The following is a 14568-nucleotide window of genomic DNA, read 5'->3' as shown; positions in this document are numbered from 1 at the left end:
CCATGGCGCTTCGCTTCGGCTTACGCGATATCGCTCTCTTCGAACGGCCCGTGCGCTTCGCACGACCGTTTCGCTTTGGCGCGGTGACGGTGGAAGCGACGCCGCAGCTGCTCGTGCGGGTGGAGATCGAGACCGAAGGTGGCGCGCGTTTCGTCGGCGCCGCCGCGGAGCTGATGGTGCCGAAATGGTTCGATAAGCGGCCGCAGCTCTCGCCCGAGCAAACCGTTGCGGATTTGCGTCGCTCGCTTGCGATCGCGCGCGAACTCTATCTGGCGCACGAAGGCTTCGATACCGCGTTCGCCCTGCACGCCGCCTGCATCGGTGCGCAGCTGTCGGCCTGCGCGCAGGAGGACATTCCACCGCTTGCGGCGGCCTATGGTCCCGCCGAGCTCGACAAGGCGCTACTGGACGCGGTGCTGCGCGCTGCAGGCATCGATTTTTTCAGCGGTATGGCCGAGAACGTCGCCGGCATCGATACGCGCCTCACGCCAGATCTGAGTGATGCCGAGGTCGCCGCCTTCCTTGCTGCGCGCAAGCCGCTCGCGCGCGTCGCCGTCAGGCATACAGTTGGGCTCGACGACCGCATTGAGGGGCAGGGCGGGGTCGCCGATATCAGCGAGAACGCCGGGGCGCGCTATTTCAAGCTGAAGCTGTCGGGCGATCCCGACGCAGATACATCGCGCCTGCGCCGCATCGGACGGGAGCTTGCGCCCCTTCCTTACGACTACATGGTTACGCTCGACGCCAATGAGCAATACGCCGAGCTCCCTGCGCTTCATCTCCTGGCGGATCGGGTCGAGACTGACAACAGCTTGCGGCCGATCGCGGCAAAGCTGCTCTATATCGAGCAGCCGATGCCGCGCGATCTGACGCGGCAATCCCCGCTTGGCGGTCTTGCAGCGCGGGACTTCATCATCGACGAAGCGGATGACAGCTACGAGGCGTTCCCGGCGGCGCGCCAGCTCGGCTATCGCGGCGTCTCCTCGAAATCCTGCAAGGGTCTCTACAAGTCCGTTCTCAACGCTGCCCGAGCGGCCAAGTGGAATGCCGAGGGCGGCAGGTTCTTCGTCACCGGCGAGGACCTGACCTGCCAGCCGGGGCTCGCCTTGCAGCAGGATCTCGCGCTGGGCGCATGGCTCGGCCTGCAGCACGTCGAGCGCAATGGCCACCACTATGTCGACGGGTTCGGCGAGACGCCGGAGCGCGAAGCCGCCGCGTTCGCGGCGGCGCATCCGGATCTCTATCGCAGCAGCCCCGATCGTGTGCATCTCGCGATCCACGAGGGTGACCTTCTCACCACGTCCCTAAGCGTCCCAGGTTTCGCCAGTTCGGTGCATCCCGACTGGGCTTCCCTGTCACCGGTTCAGCAGACAACACCAAGACTCTCCAAGGAGCACTTCGCATGACCACACAGCGCCTCGGCCTGATCATGAATGGCGTCACCGGCCGCATGGGGTTGAACCAGCATTTGATCCGCTCGATCGTTGCCATTCGCAACCAGGGCGGCGTGAAGCTGGCCAATGGCGATCGCGTGATGCCGGACCCGATTCTGGTCGGGCGCAATGCCGAGGTTGTCGAACGCCTGGCGCGGCAGTTCGAGATTGCGCGCTGGACGACTGATCTCGACGCGGCGCTTGCGGCCAAGGACGACACCGTGTTCTTCGACGCGGCAACGACGCAGGCGCGCCCCTCGCTGCTCAGACGCGCGATCGAAGCAGGCAAGCACGTCTATTGCGAGAAGCCTATTGCGACCAGCTTCGAGCAGGCCGTCGATGTCGTACGGCTCGCCAATGCCAAGGGCATCAAGCACGGCACGGTGCAGGACAAGCTGTTCCTGCCCGGCTTGAAGAAGCTCGCCTTCCTGCGCGACTCCGGCTTCTTCGGCCGCATGCTCTCGGTGCGTGGCGAGTTCGGTTATTGGGTGTTCGAAGGTGGCTGGCAAGAGGCGCAGCGGCCGTCCTGGAACTACCGCAGCGAGGACGGCGGCGGCATCATTCTCGACATGGTCTGCCATTGGCGCTACGTGCTCGATAACCTCTTTGGCGAAGTCGAGAGCGTCGTCTGCATCGGCAACACCGATATCCCTGAGCGCTATGATGAGCGCGGGGAGAAATACAGCGCCACCGCCGACGATTCCGCCTATGCGACGTTCCGCCTCAAGGGCGGCGTCATCGCCCATATCAACATGTCCTGGGCGACGCGGGTCTATCGCGACGACCTCGTCACCTTCCAGGTCGACGGCACGCTGGGCTCGGCAGTCGCCGGCCTCACCGACTGCATGATCCAGGCCCGGCAGGCGACGCCGCGCCCGGTGTGGAATCCCGACGAGAAGCGGCTGCACGATTTCTATGCCGATTGGCAGAAGCTGCCCGATAACGTGGTCTACGACAACGGCTTCAAGGAACAGTGGGAGATGTTCATCCGCCATGTCTGCGAGGACGCCCCGTACAAATACACGCTGCTCGAAGGCGCCAAGGGGGTGCAACTCGCCGAATGCGCGCTGAAGAGCTGGCGGGAGCGGCGCTGGATCGACGTTGAACCGATCAAGCTGTGAGGCTCACGATGAATAAGCTCGTGCCGCCGACGCCCTCGCTATCGCTCAAGCTGCCGCAGTCGGATCGCTCGCTGCAGACCTATCGCCTGGCAGCGGCGCGAAGCTTCCCCGAAAAGCTTGAGGGCAGGTTGAACCGCGTTGCGTTCTCGGCCGTGCATGTGGTGGCCGATCCCCTGGCCGAGTGCGATCCCTGGCTCTCGGCAGCGATCGACTGGGACAGGACCATCGCCTTCCGGGAGCACATCTGGGACCTTGGGCTCGGCGTTGCCGAGGCCATGGACACGGCGCAGCGCGGCATGGGCCTGGACTGGCCGACCTCGCTGGAATTGATCAACCGCTCGGTCGCGGCGAGCAAGCAACGCGGCGAGGCGCTGGTCTTTTCCGGGGCCGGCACCGATCACCTTGCGGTCGACCAGGCCAAGACGCTGGACGACGTCATCGGCGCGTATGAAGCGCAGATCGCGGCAATCGAAAAGGTCGGCGGGCGGATCATCCTGATGGCCTCACGCGCGCTCGCCAGGCTCGGCCGCAATGCCGACGACTATGCGAAAGTGTACGATCATGTGTTGTCGCAGGTCCGCGAGCCCGTGATCATCCACTGGCTCGGCGACATGTTCGATCCGGCCCTCGCGGGCTATTGGGGAACAGCCGATCTCGATCAGGCAATGGAGACCGCGGTCGCCATCATCAACGCCAACGCGGCGAAGGTCGACGGCGTCAAGATCTCGCTGCTCGACAAGCAGCGCGAGATCGACATGCGGCGCCGGCTGGATCAGCGCGTGAAGATGTATACCGGTGACGATTTCAACTACGCCGAACTGATCGCGGGCGATGCGCAGGGTCATTCGCATGCGCTGCTCGGCATCTTCGACGGGATCGCGCCCGCCGCGTCCTATGCATTGTCGCGCCTCGCCGTCGGTGACGAAGCTGGGTTCCACGACGTCCTTGGGCCGACGGTGCCGCTATCGCGCCACATCTTCAAGGCGCCGACCCGCTTCTACAAGACCGGCATCGTGTTCATGGCCTATCTCAACGGCCATCAGGATCACTTCACCATGATCGGCGGCCAGGAGAGCGCGCGCTCCACGCTGCACCTGGCCGAGCTGTTCCGGCTGGCCGACAGGGCCGGGCTGCTGGCCGACCCCGACAAAGCAACGCGCCGAATGAAAACATTGCTCGCAACGCGTGGTGTCGAGGCGTGATGCGGGACTTCTCTTCAGATCATCGCTGGCTGTCGCTGAACACGGCGACGGTGCGCAAGCAGGGCGATCTCGCCACCATCATCGACGCCTGTGCGAGGCACAGCATCCGGGCCATCGATCCCTGGCGCGATCAGGTGGCCGCGGTCGGGCTGGAGCGTGCGGTTCGCGCCGTGCGCGACGCCGGGCTCGAACTGTCAGGTTATTGCCGCGGTGGCATGTTCACCTCGGATGCAGCGCGTCGCGGCGAGGTGCGCGACGACAACCGCCGTGCGGTCGACGAGGCGCATGCGCTGGGCGCGACCTGCATCGTGCTGGTGGTCGGCGGCTTGCCGCAATATTCGAGGCCGGGCAGCACAGTTTCGAAGGATATCGCGGCGGCGCGGGTTCAGGTCGAGGACGCCATCGCCGAGATGCTCGACTATGCCGGGCAGGCGGGCCTGCCGCTCGCGATCGAGCCGTTGCATCCGGCCTATGCCGCCGACCGCGCTTGCGTGAACACGACGGGCCAGGCGCTCGACATCTGCGACCGGCTTGATCCGGCGCGTTCGGGTGCCATCGGCGTGGCGCTCGACGTCTATCACATCTGGTGGGACCCGGCGCTGATGGACCAGATCGCACGTGCGGGCAGGGATCGCATCCTCGCCTTTCACGTCTGCGACTGGCTGGTCCCGACCACGGACATCCTCAACGACCGCGGCATGATGGGCGACGGCGTCATCGATATCAGAACGGTAAGGGCCGCGGTCGAGGCCCAAGGCTACGCGGGCTATTCCGAGATCGAGATCTTCTCCAATGATTGGTGGGGAAGGCCACTGGACGAGGTGCTGCGGGTCTGTATCGAACGGCATAGAACCGTCGTCTGATCGTCCGCTCGGGCTAGTGTAGATGATCTGCAGTGCGCGGGCCTCCAAGCGCGCGCGGTGCGCCGCACATGCCATCGCGGTTGGAGCGTGCGATAGGATATCCCGCGCGGGAGAGGAGCTGCCAAACCTTCGTATAGCCCCCGCATACCTTTCCATACCGGATGCTTACCTCGGTACAATTGAGCTCATCGCGTTGACCTTCTACCCTCGCAGCGCATTGAAGGGCCGATTGCAGGCGATGGAATAGTTGCTATCCGGGACCACGTGCAGTGGGCATTATCCTATTGCCTGCCTCGATTTCCCGAATGTCCAGGCGAGAGGTTACAACGATAATGACGGCCTCCTCCAAAATCGCGCTGTTCATTGATGGCGCCAACCTCTATGCGACGGCCAAAGCGCTCGGCTTCGATATCGACTACAGGCGCCTGCTGCAGGAGTTTCAGGGCCGCGGCACATTGCTGCGCGCCTTCTATTACACGGCCATCTTTGAGGATCAGGAATACTCCTCGCTCCGTCCGCTTGTCGATTGGCTCGATTACAATGGTTATACCGTCGTCACCAAGGCGACCAAGGAATTCATCGACGCCAACGGCCGCCGCAAGGTGAAGGGCCGCATGGATGTCGAACTCGCCGTCGATGCCATGCAGCTTGCCGACCATATCGACCAGATGGTGCTGTTTTCCGGCGACGGCGACTTTCGTCCGCTGGTCGAGGCGGTACAGCGCCGCGGCGTCCGCGTCAGCGTGGTTTCGACCATTGCGAGTCAGCCGTCGATGATCGCCGACGAGCTGCGCCGCCAAGCCGACGTCTTCATCGACCTCGCCGAATTGCGCGCCAAAGTCGCTCGCGAAATCGTGGAACGGCTGCCCCCGCGCGAAGCACGGTCGACGGCGTCGCTTTAGGTCGCCATGGCACATCGAAGAGATCGGGCAGACCGCAAGCAGGCGCGCGATCTCACATTTCGGTTTTGCTCCTGCGCGATTCGAGCGCGATATCGAGACACTTGATCAGATTATGGACGGCGAATGGCTTCGCAAGAAAGCAGATCGCTCCGGCCTTCATCGCCCTTGCGCGGAGGTTTTCATCGGGGAACGCCGTGATGAAGATGAAGGGAGGATCATGGCCCTTCGCGTGCATCTCCGCCAACAGCTCCAGACCGCTCATAGCCGACATTTGCACGTCCGCAATCACGCATGACGTCTGATTGAAATGCGGCGAGAGCAGGAATTCTTCGGCCGACGCAAAGGTATACACGACGTAGCCGCGCGATCTCAGCAGATTGTTGGTCGCGACCCGGACCGAGGCGTCGTCGTCAATGACCGAAATAACCGAAGACGCCGGCACGACGACCCTCCTGAATGTGGGAAGGTTTGCCGAAGCTCCCCGGCCCACAGAAATGGTGACCCGTCGTATTGAAATTGTAAAATCATACTTAGGTTTGCAAGGCGGTGGAGCGCGACGGCATTTGGCCGAAGCGAAACGGCAGGCCGATCTTTGTCGCATCGATCATTTCGGAAAACCGGTTTCGCTCTTGTGCCGATCCGGATTATGTGCCCGTGGTCTTGGCGGGACGAATTCCGAGCGCTTCGGTCATTCTGATCAGTTCGGCGAGTGACTTCGCGCGCATCTTCTTCATGATGTGGCCGCGGTAGATCTTGACGGTGATTTCGGCAAGGCCGAGCTCGGCCGCGATCTGCTTGTTCATCAAGCCGGAGGCGACGAAAGCGAGCACCTCGCGTTCGCGACTGCTCAAGGTCTCGTACAGCGCCTGCAGGCTCGCGACCGTCTTCTCGGCTTCCCGCCGCTTGCGATCCTTATCGATCGCGCTCACCACGGCATCCAGCAGGTCCTGATCTCGAAACGGCTTGGTGAGGAAGTCGACCGCTCCTCCTTTCATGGCGCGTACCGTCATCGGGATATCGCCGTGGCCGGTGATGAAGATAATGGGGATGTGAATGTTCGCTTTGGCGAGCTCGCTTTGCAGATCCAGGCCGCTCAGTCCTGGCAAGCGGATGTCGAGCACGAGGCAGCTTGCCACCTCGGGCAGCTTGTTGTTCAAGAGTTCGGCGGCCGAGCCGAACGCCCCGACTTCCAGTCCCACCGATTGAAAGAGATTGGTCAGCGCCCGGCGCATGGAGAGATCGTCGTCAATGACGAACACGATTGATTCTGTGATCGGCCCCTTGCCGCCCGCAGGCTCAGGCGGGGGTTTCTGTCGCTCACTCACGCCTTGTCCCCTTCGTGCACGGGCAGGACAAATTGGAAAGTCGCGCCGCCCCCCTCGGCATTGAACACCGATAGCCGTCCCTCGTGAGCTTCCAGAATCGAACGGCAGATGGAGAGGCCCATGCCCATGCCGCTGGATTTGGTGGTGAAGAACGGTGCGAACATGCGTTCGGCATCCGCGTCAGGGATTCCGACGCCGCTGTCGGCGACGGCCAGAAACACCCGGTCCGTGTCGTGCCGGCCTGTCTGCACCGTCAGTATGCGCGGCCGATCGGCAACGGCTTCCATGGCTTCAACGGCGTTGATCACCAAATTGATGATCACCTGCTGGAGCTGGACCCGATCACCGAAGATCCCGGGCACGTCGGGCGCGAGCTTCAGCTTCAACGACACCTCATGAGTAGAAAGCTCACGCTGCACGAGCGCCATGACGTCGCGTGCAACATCGTTGATGTCGAGCGGCGTCTTCTCGATGTCGGTCTTTTTTGCTAGCGCGCGGACGCGCCGGATCACCTCGCTTGCCCGATTGCCGTCTTCGATGATCCATTCCACCGAGCGGCGTGCGGCATCGAGATTGGGAGGATTGCGGTCGAGCCAGCTCAGGCACGCCTCCGCATTCGCGATCACGGCGGCGAGCGGCTGGTTGATCTCATGCGCGATGGAGGCCGTGAGTTCGCCGAGCGTCGTCACGCGCGTCACATGGGCGAGCTCGGCTTGCGCCTTGCGCAGCTCCCGTTCGGCCTGGTCGGCGCGGATGCTCGCGGTGATATCGGTGCTGACGCCGCGATAGCCGAGAAAAGCCCCGTTTGCATCGAAGACCGGCTTACCGCTGGTGCGGACGTAGATCGAAGATCCCATCCGGTTTTCACTGCGATACACCAGATCACGGAAAGGCAGGTGCGCTTCGAGCGTCGCACGATGCTGCCGCCATTTCTCGGGTTCGGATTCGAAGTCGGACGCAAGTTCCCAGCGCAGCATGCCCGTTGCCAGAGACGCGGCCGCGTCGGTGTGCTCGGACAAATGCGTGAACCGGTGGTCCGGTCCGGTCTCCCACAGCCAGTCGGAGGCCGTCTCAGCATAATCGCGGAAGCGCTGCTCGCTCTCGCGCAGCGCCAGAATGGCCTGTTCCAGCCTCTCCTTCGCTGCATGTTGATCGGTCACATCCATATGCGTACCGATGATCTCGTTGACCAGGCCGTCGCTATCGACCACCGGGTGCGCCACTGAATGGACGCGCCTTATCGCGCCGTCAGGCAGCACGATCCGAAAATCAAACTCGAAGTGTCCCTGCTTGGCTCGCACAGCCTGCCGGACCACCTCGCCAAGCGCCTGCAGGTCTTCTTCCGGAATACGCGACTGGATTTCTTCCGCCGATGCTCCCTGTTGCGGGTCGAAGCCGAACAGGCGATAGACCTCGGCGGAGCGATAGACGAAGTCGCGACGGCGCACGTCCCAGGACCAGCTGGCGGTGTGGCTCAAATGCTGGGCCTCTTCCAGATAGCCCTCGCTGCGGCGCAGCCGCTGCTCCGCCTGCTTTGCGGCGGTGACGTCCGTAACTGCCCCGACGAACTCGAGGTGGCCTGCTGCATTGATCGTCGCGCGTGCCAGGGCGTGGACATGCTTCACCGACCCATCCGGCAACAGAAGCCGGTATTCATGCTCGAAATCCTGCTGATTACGGGCCGCCTGATCGACGGTCCTTTGCACGGCGTCGCGATCTTCCGGATGCGTACGTTTGATGACCAATTGAACGGTCGGCTTGGTGTCGGGATCGCATCCGAAAATGCGAAACGTCTCCGCCGTCCAGGTGATCTCTCCGGTGGCGACTTGCCAGCCGAAGCTGCCCGTGTGGCTCAATGCCTGCGCATGGGCAAGATAGGCCTCACTCTGCTGCAGCGCATCTTCGGTTCGCTTGCGCTCGGTGACGTCCTCGCAGGCGACCAGAACGATGAGCTTGTCGTCGGCGCGCCGCATTGCCTTGGCGTTCTCGCGCACCCACAACAGCGAGCCGTCTTTCCGGATCTTCTGGATCTCCCAGGTGTGCGATTGGCCGACTGTTTCCAGACAGACTGCCACACATCTGCGCACGAACGGGCGGTCTTCGTCGAGAAAGACATTGAGCACGGACTCTCCCACCAGCTCCGCAACGGTATAGCCGAGCTGTGCGGCGCCGAAGCTGTTCACGTTCAGCACGGTTCCATCGGCATCGACCATGAAATACATGACCGGGTTGTGCTCGAAGACCTCCCGCCATTCCCTTTCGCTGTTGCGCAATTCGACCTGGCTGCGCTTGAGCCTTGCCTCGGCCTCGAGCGCTGCGTCCTTCTCCTGGCGAGCATTTCCCATCAGCCACGCGACGATCATCCCTGTCGCGCAGAAGGCGGCCACGAGGACGAGGTGCTGTGCATCCTCGATCGCGAAGCTCAGGGCGGGAGGAGCAAAGAAAAAAACCAGGCTGGTGACCGCCAAGAGGCAAAGCAAGATCGCGGCGGCGAAGCTGCCGACCACCGAAAACAACAAAATCACGACGAGATCGGCAAAGGCGGTCGTCGCGAGGTCGGCGCGAAGCACAAAGCAAACCAGGCTTGTCAGTGCCAGCGCAATGCCGCCGAGGACGAACTGCGCGGCTGAACCTGCAAAGTTCCTGGTCGGGTTTGGCGTCATTCGCAAACCGCCTGTATCGGCGGACAGATTAAAGCATTTTGCAAGAAAGGCGGTAGTTCGTTCTGATGTGACTTACGTCGCTGGGCATACGCCCTGGACCATCACGGCGCTCTTACTGCCGCACGTCCGCGACGCCTACATACCCGAGTATAGCTCGATGAACCCTTTCAATATCGCCCTATTACCTCCGTACAATTGAGCCGTCCCATCGACAGTCCTAGAGTTTGGGCCAGACGGGAACAGCCGATTGCGGCGGCGGATATTGTCCCAAAGGGGCTGGTCACGCGATCGCAGTGCGAAGGGGCCGGCACCAAATTACCTGTCAGGCCTGCGACTGCTTGGCAAATTATTTCGATCCCGAAGCCGGACTTCACCTGCATGCAATGTTCGATGCCAACGACGAGCCGCGCAAGACCCAGAGGAGACGGACATGCTCAACCAGGACAATCGGCAGAATCGGCGCGGTCAAGTTGCACGGTGTGCTCTTTGCGACGGAAAGTTTGGTCTCATTCGTTATTATCGCTGCCGCACTGCGCTTTGTTCAACGAAATGCGTCGAGCACTTCAAAGCCCGTCGGGAGAGCGACAGCCGCTGGCTGTGGCGATTTCAAGCCGCCTGAAGGCGGAAGAGATCACGCAATGATGTCCTGGCGCGCGACATTTCCGCACAAGGAATCGGCATGTTGAAGGTTCGAGTTTTCGCCCTATTCGGGACCCGGCGTCATTTTTGCACACCGCTGCCCGGTGTCTCGGGCCCGTCAGATGCGGTCCAGTGCTTCTCCTTGGGAGGCGCCACATGAAGTTCGTGCTGGTCAATGGCAGAACGCCGTTCCGGAAAAGTCACTGTGTGCTTTGCGCCGTTCCGATCGGCGAGGGCGGCTATCTGCGGGACATCCGGACGGGGCTTTGTTATTGCGGCGCCGAATGCTACGCGCTCCGGTCCGCCAAATCGTCGACGCTTCCGGAAGACCAGGCGAGGGCCTCGTGAAGAGGTCGTGTAAGGCTCAGTCATCTCGAAAACGATCGGCCTTCCCCATGAAGTTCGTATTGGTCAATCATAGGACACCGCTGAACAGGTCGAGCTGTGCGGCGTGCTCGAAGACGCTCGGATCAGGCTATCTGAAAGCCGTATCGACGCAGCGCGCGTACTGCGATCACGATTGCTACCTCCGCGGCGAGTCGACAAGCCTGTCGATCTCATGGCTCGCCACCACTCCCTTCGAAATGATGGCCTCGTTTGCCGCCGCATCCAGCTGCTATTCGATGGAGATGGCGAGGGCAGCGCTACGGATGAGTGAAGTGATGGCGGCAGAATTGCAGGCGGCGAGCGGCGGCGGAGAACCTGAAGTCTGGATGAAGCGAGAGCCAAAGTAGAGTCAAAGAATCTGGCCGGCTGTGAGCTCCGCTCTAGGTGTGGTCTTTCAGGAGGTTGTCCATCTGGCCTGAACCGAGGAAGCTGAGGTTGCGAAGCTTCAGTGTTCCAAGGAGAGACCAGATGAACATCCATAAGAATGCGCCTTTGACGCCTAAAGGTCGAGAGGCGATGGTTCGCAGCGTCGTGGAAGGCGGACTAAGCCAAGCCGACGCAGCCTACCAGTTCAATACGACGCCCAAAACGGTCGCCAAATGGGTCAAGCGGTTCCGCGCAGAAGGTGCGGCTGGGTTGCAGGATCGCTCCTCCAGACCTCATTCATCGCCAAGCCAAACCCCGCCTGCCACGTGCACGGTCGTCGAGACGTTGCGCCGGCAGCGCCACACCAGTAAGCAAATCGCCGCTGAGGTTGGGGTGTCACCGGCTACTGTGAGCCGCATTCTTCGCCAATTGGGATTGAACCGGATCCGCGATCTGGAGCCGGCCGAGCCGGAACGCCGCTATGAGCGCGAGAACCCAGGCGAGATGCTTCACATCGACATCAAAAAGCTCGGGCGTTTCGAGCATGTCGGCCACCACATCACCGGCGATCGCACCGGCCAGAGCAACAGCCGCGGCGTCGGCTGGGAGTTCGTCCATGTCTGCATCGACGATCATTCCCGCGTCGCCTTCTCCGAGATCAAGCTGGACGAGACGGCTAACAGCGCCGTTCGCTTCCTCAAGGCGGCGGTCGCCTATTACAAGAGCCTCGGCGTCACCGTCACGCGCGTCATGACCGACAACGGGAGTTGCTACAAGGCATTTGCCTTCCGCGATGCCTGCAAGGACCTGCGCATCAGGCACGTCCGCACCAAACCCTACACGCCCAAGACAAACGGTAAGGCCGAGCGCTTTATCCAGACCGCGCTCCGGGAATGGGCTTACGCCAAGGCCTATCCCACATCAGATCGGCGCGCCGAAGAGCTGCCGATCTGGCTGCACCAGTACAACTGGCATCGGCCTCACGGTGGTATAAAGTCTCAAACGCCTATCAGCAGACTCGGTCTAACCGAGGACAACCTCTTGAGGCTCCACATCTAGGACGGAACAGTACGAGGCCCGGTGCTGCCGCGCGCCACGATCTCGAAGCCGAGGTCAATCTGCCGAGTCCCGGGTCGTTTTCCGGTGGCAATCACCTGAAGCACCAGTTCGGATGCAACGCGTCCCATGTCGGCGCGGGGCGTCAGCACGGTCGACAGCGGCGGATTGGACGCGCTTGCGAATTCCAGGTCGTTGAAGCCGATAAGCGAGATACGGCGAGGAACGTCCAGTCCCGCGTGCTGGCAAGCGAACAGGGCCCCGAGCGCGATATTGTCGTCACAGCAGAAAATCGCATCCGGCGGTTCAGCCGCGAGCAGGTCCTCGGTCAGCTTCCGTCCCAGCGAGATCGTCGCCTGCGCCGGCCTTGATGCGACCAGCGAGGAGCAGTCCAGTCCCGCCTCCGCGAGGGCGGCACAATAGCCCTCGAGCCGCGCGCGTGCGCGATCGTCGCGCTGCCCGGAAAGATAGGCGATCCGTCGATGTCCAAGGTCGAGCAGGTGGCGCGTCGCGGCGTAGCCGCCGCCATGCTGCGACAGACCGACGTTGAGATCGATGGGATCATCGGCCAGCTCGAACGTCTGCACCACCGGGATGCGCGAGCGTTCCAGCACGCGCCGCGCGGGGCGGGTCTGGTTCACCCCGACCAGGATCAGCGCCTCGATATTCTGACCCAGCAGCGCTTTGATCGCTGCCTCTTCCTCCTGTGCCGAGTAGCGGCTGCTCACGACCACCGGCCGAAAGCCGAGCGGCAGCAGACTGTCATAGATCGCTTGCAGGTAGTCGGCGAAGATGCCGTTGGAGAGGGATGACACCACCACGCCGATCGAATGCGTGCGCGCGGAGGCGAGCCGGCTCGCTGCGAAATTCGGTACATAAGCCAGCCTCTCGACCGCTGCATCGATCCGCTTGCGTAGCGCCGGCGAAACCATGTCGGGCCGCCGCAGCGCCCGCGAAACCGTGATTGCGCTGACATTGGCAAGCCGCGCGACGTCCTCCAACGTTGTGCGACGCTTCTGAAGCATGATCTCCGGTATCTCTGCTGACAGGCCTTGGCTGGGCCTCACCCGCCGCCGTGACGTGTGTCGCGCGGCAGAAGCCGAGCAACCGCTGATTGACAGCGCTATCATAGGCCAGTAACCCTTAAGGTGTCGAGATGGCGAGCTACGCTCGGAAAGCCTCCGCAAAACAAGTGAGGCGTCTCGCACTGGCGTCAGGCATTGGCGCCACAACAACAGGGGAGGTCACCAATGTCGTCCAAGTCGATGAAGGCGCGATGCCTTGGAGCCTGCGCATCGCTCGTGCTGCTGTCGGCCTTCGCCAGCAAGGCGCTGGCCGAACCCGAGGTCGTCAAGGGACCGGCAGCCGAGCCTGAATGCATGGTGCCGTGGACTGCCGATACCAAGTTCTTCAAATTCCCGGCCAAGAAGGGTCCCTACCGCATCGCATTGGCGAACGGTTACATCGCCAACACCTGGCGCATCCAGATGATCCAGACCGCCAAAGCCTATGCGGCGCAACCGGAGGTCAAGGCCAAGCTGAAGGAATTCAAGGTCGTATCGACCGGGGAAGATGTGCCGGCTCAGATCTCGGCGATCAACAATTTCATCGACTCCGGTTATGACGCGATTGTCGTCAACGCGCAGAACCCGACCGCTTTTGGTCCCGTGATCAAGCGCGCCAAACAGGCCGGCGTGGTCCTTGTTGCCTTCGACAACATTCTGGCGACGGAAGATGCCATCAACGTGAACGTCGATCAGAAGGGGCTCGGAGAACTCTGGGCGCGGTGGCTGGTCAAGAACGTACCCGGCGGCGGCAAGGTGCTCGAAGTGCGTGGCGTGGCCGGAACTTCGGTCGATACTGACCGGCACAACGGCTTCCATGCCGTTCTCGACGGATCGGGCAAGAAGTGGCAGGTCACCGAAGTGGTCGGCAAATGGGACGATGGCGTTGCCCAGAAAGCCACGGCCGATGCCATTGCGACCAACGGCCCCTTCGATGCGGTCTCCGGTCAGGGCGGCGACACCGGAATCGTGCAAGCCATGCTTGATGCCAAGCACAAGATGGTGCCGTTCGGCGGTGAAACCGAAAACGGCTTTCGCAAGTTCTGCGCCGACAAGGCGTCGGAAGGGCTGAAGTGCTCCTCGGCCGGCACCGGTCCCGCGCAGGTCGCGGTGGCGATCAAGGTGGCGCTTGCGGCACTGGAGGGCAAGGTGGTGCCGCAGTCGGTCAAGCTGCCGCTCGCCGTCGTCGAGGATCCCAACTTCAAGAAGGATCAGGACTACTTCCCCGCCCAGTCCGACAATTTCTTCGTCGGCAACTCCTTCCCGACCTGCGGCATCAACTTCACGGCGCAGGAAATCATGGGTCAGTCCAAGGAAAACCAGTAGGGCGTGACTACGAGGGAGTCGGCCAATCAGTTACGCGTCATGCCCGGGCATGCCTCGCCGGCGCGGCCGAAGCCGCTTAGGCGCGGCGGAGACTCGGGCATCCAAGCCTGTCTTTGCAGGTTCTCCAAAGACGTGGGTGGCCGGGACAAACCCGGCCATGACGACGCGGAGAGAGATGGGCACAAGCTAATGTGCTTATATGCGACTGCCTTACGGCAGCG

At 62.3% G+C, this 14568-nt stretch carries 11 protein-coding genes; 7 read left to right on the top strand and 4 right to left on the bottom strand.

The genetic code is table 11. From position 1 onward, the window contains the following. Positions 1-2 precede the first annotated feature (2 nt). The 5 genes from P6U24_RS22585 (at position 3) to P6U24_RS22565 (ending at position 5521) form a co-directional block, all read left to right on the top strand. Complete coding sequence (locus P6U24_RS22585) at positions 3-1406, top strand: hypothetical protein (protein ID WP_407154702.1); 1404 nt, start codon at positions 3-5, stop codon at positions 1404-1406. Next, the gene (locus P6U24_RS22580; protein ID WP_407154701.1) at positions 1403-2554 is read left to right on the top strand and encodes a Gfo/Idh/MocA family protein; all 1152 of its coding nucleotides are present in this window, start codon (positions 1403-1405) and stop codon (positions 2552-2554) included. Before P6U24_RS22585 ends, P6U24_RS22580 begins: the two co-directional genes overlap by 4 nt. 8 nt (positions 2555-2562) lie before the next feature. Then, a complete protein-coding gene (locus tag P6U24_RS22575; protein WP_407154700.1) occupies positions 2563-3756 on the top strand; it encodes a dihydrodipicolinate synthase family protein in 1194 nt (397 codons plus the stop codon). After that, positions 3756-4619, top strand: coding sequence for a sugar phosphate isomerase/epimerase family protein (locus P6U24_RS22570; RefSeq protein WP_407154699.1), 864 nt, complete (start codon positions 3756-3758; stop codon positions 4617-4619). The genes P6U24_RS22575 and P6U24_RS22570 overlap by 1 nt, the downstream gene beginning before the upstream one ends. 332 nt (positions 4620-4951) lie before the next feature. Continuing rightward, on the top strand, positions 4952-5521 hold the full coding sequence (locus P6U24_RS22565; RefSeq protein ID WP_407154698.1) for an NYN domain-containing protein: 570 nt from the start codon (positions 4952-4954) through the stop codon (positions 5519-5521). A 52-nt stretch (positions 5522-5573) separates the two neighbouring features. Here P6U24_RS22565 and P6U24_RS22560 read toward each other — a convergent pair whose 3' ends face one another. The 3 genes from P6U24_RS22560 to P6U24_RS22550 all read right to left on the bottom strand — a co-directional run bounded on the left by P6U24_RS22560 (position 5574) and on the right by P6U24_RS22550 (position 9509). Beyond that, entirely contained in the window at positions 5574-5963 is a 390-nt protein-coding gene (locus P6U24_RS22560) for a response regulator transcription factor (RefSeq protein WP_407160554.1), read from the bottom strand. A 202-nt stretch (positions 5964-6165) separates the two neighbouring features. Continuing rightward, the gene (locus P6U24_RS22555; RefSeq protein WP_407160553.1) at positions 6166-6753 is read right to left on the bottom strand and encodes a response regulator transcription factor; all 588 of its coding nucleotides are present in this window, start codon (positions 6751-6753) and stop codon (positions 6166-6168) included. A gap of 89 nt (positions 6754-6842) precedes the next feature. Then, on the bottom strand, positions 6843-9509 hold the full coding sequence (locus P6U24_RS22550; protein ID WP_407154697.1) for a PAS domain S-box protein: 2667 nt from the start codon (positions 9507-9509) through the stop codon (positions 6843-6845). 1494 nt (positions 9510-11003) lie between these two features. On the opposite strand from P6U24_RS22550, the gene P6U24_RS22545 reads away from it, so the two are divergent. Further along, complete coding sequence (locus tag P6U24_RS22545) at positions 11004-11960, top strand: IS481 family transposase (protein ID WP_407154696.1); 957 nt, start codon at positions 11004-11006, stop codon at positions 11958-11960. Here the strand turns inward: P6U24_RS22545 and P6U24_RS22540 are convergent. Then, a complete protein-coding gene (locus tag P6U24_RS22540) occupies positions 11957-12982 on the bottom strand; it encodes a LacI family DNA-binding transcriptional regulator (protein WP_407154695.1) in 1026 nt (341 codons plus the stop codon). The two genes, P6U24_RS22545 and P6U24_RS22540, sit on opposite strands and share 4 nt — an antisense overlap. Before the next feature lie 225 nt (positions 12983-13207). On the opposite strand from P6U24_RS22540, the gene P6U24_RS22535 reads away from it, so the two are divergent. Beyond that, complete coding sequence (locus P6U24_RS22535) at positions 13208-14347, top strand: sugar ABC transporter substrate-binding protein (RefSeq protein ID WP_407154694.1); 1140 nt, start codon at positions 13208-13210, stop codon at positions 14345-14347. Positions 14348-14568 lie beyond the last annotated feature (221 nt).

Origin of the sequence: Bradyrhizobium sp. STM 3557 (assembly GCF_045571465.1) — a bacterium.
Lineage (GTDB): Bacteria > Pseudomonadota > Alphaproteobacteria > Rhizobiales > Xanthobacteraceae > Bradyrhizobium.
Note: the sequence above shows the minus strand (reverse complement) of the source record. Positions and strands in the feature narration are given on the sequence as shown.

Excerpts from the sequence above, each read along its gene's own strand:
- P6U24_RS22585 (WP_407154702.1), top strand. The coding sequence starts at position 3 with ATGGCGCTTCGCTTCGGCTTACGCGATATCGCTCTCTTCGAACGGCCC.
- P6U24_RS22580 (WP_407154701.1), top strand. The coding sequence starts at position 1,403 with ATGACCACACAGCGCCTCGGCCTGATCATGAATGGCGTCACCGGCCGC.
- P6U24_RS22575 (WP_407154700.1), top strand. The coding sequence starts at position 2,563 with ATGAATAAGCTCGTGCCGCCGACGCCCTCGCTATCGCTCAAGCTGCCG.
- P6U24_RS22570 (WP_407154699.1), top strand. The coding sequence starts at position 3,756 with ATGCGGGACTTCTCTTCAGATCATCGCTGGCTGTCGCTGAACACGGCG.
- P6U24_RS22565 (WP_407154698.1), top strand. The coding sequence starts at position 4,952 with ATGACGGCCTCCTCCAAAATCGCGCTGTTCATTGATGGCGCCAACCTC.
- P6U24_RS22555 (WP_407160553.1), bottom strand. The coding sequence starts at position 6,753 with ATGCGCCGGGCGCTGACCAATCTCTTTCAATCGGTGGGACTGGAAGTC.
- P6U24_RS22550 (WP_407154697.1), bottom strand. The coding sequence starts at position 9,509 with ATGACGCCAAACCCGACCAGGAACTTTGCAGGTTCAGCCGCGCAGTTC.
- P6U24_RS22545 (WP_407154696.1), top strand. The coding sequence starts at position 11,004 with ATGAACATCCATAAGAATGCGCCTTTGACGCCTAAAGGTCGAGAGGCG.
- P6U24_RS22540 (WP_407154695.1), bottom strand. The coding sequence starts at position 12,982 with ATGCTTCAGAAGCGTCGCACAACGTTGGAGGACGTCGCGCGGCTTGCC.
- P6U24_RS22535 (WP_407154694.1), top strand. The coding sequence starts at position 13,208 with ATGTCGTCCAAGTCGATGAAGGCGCGATGCCTTGGAGCCTGCGCATCG.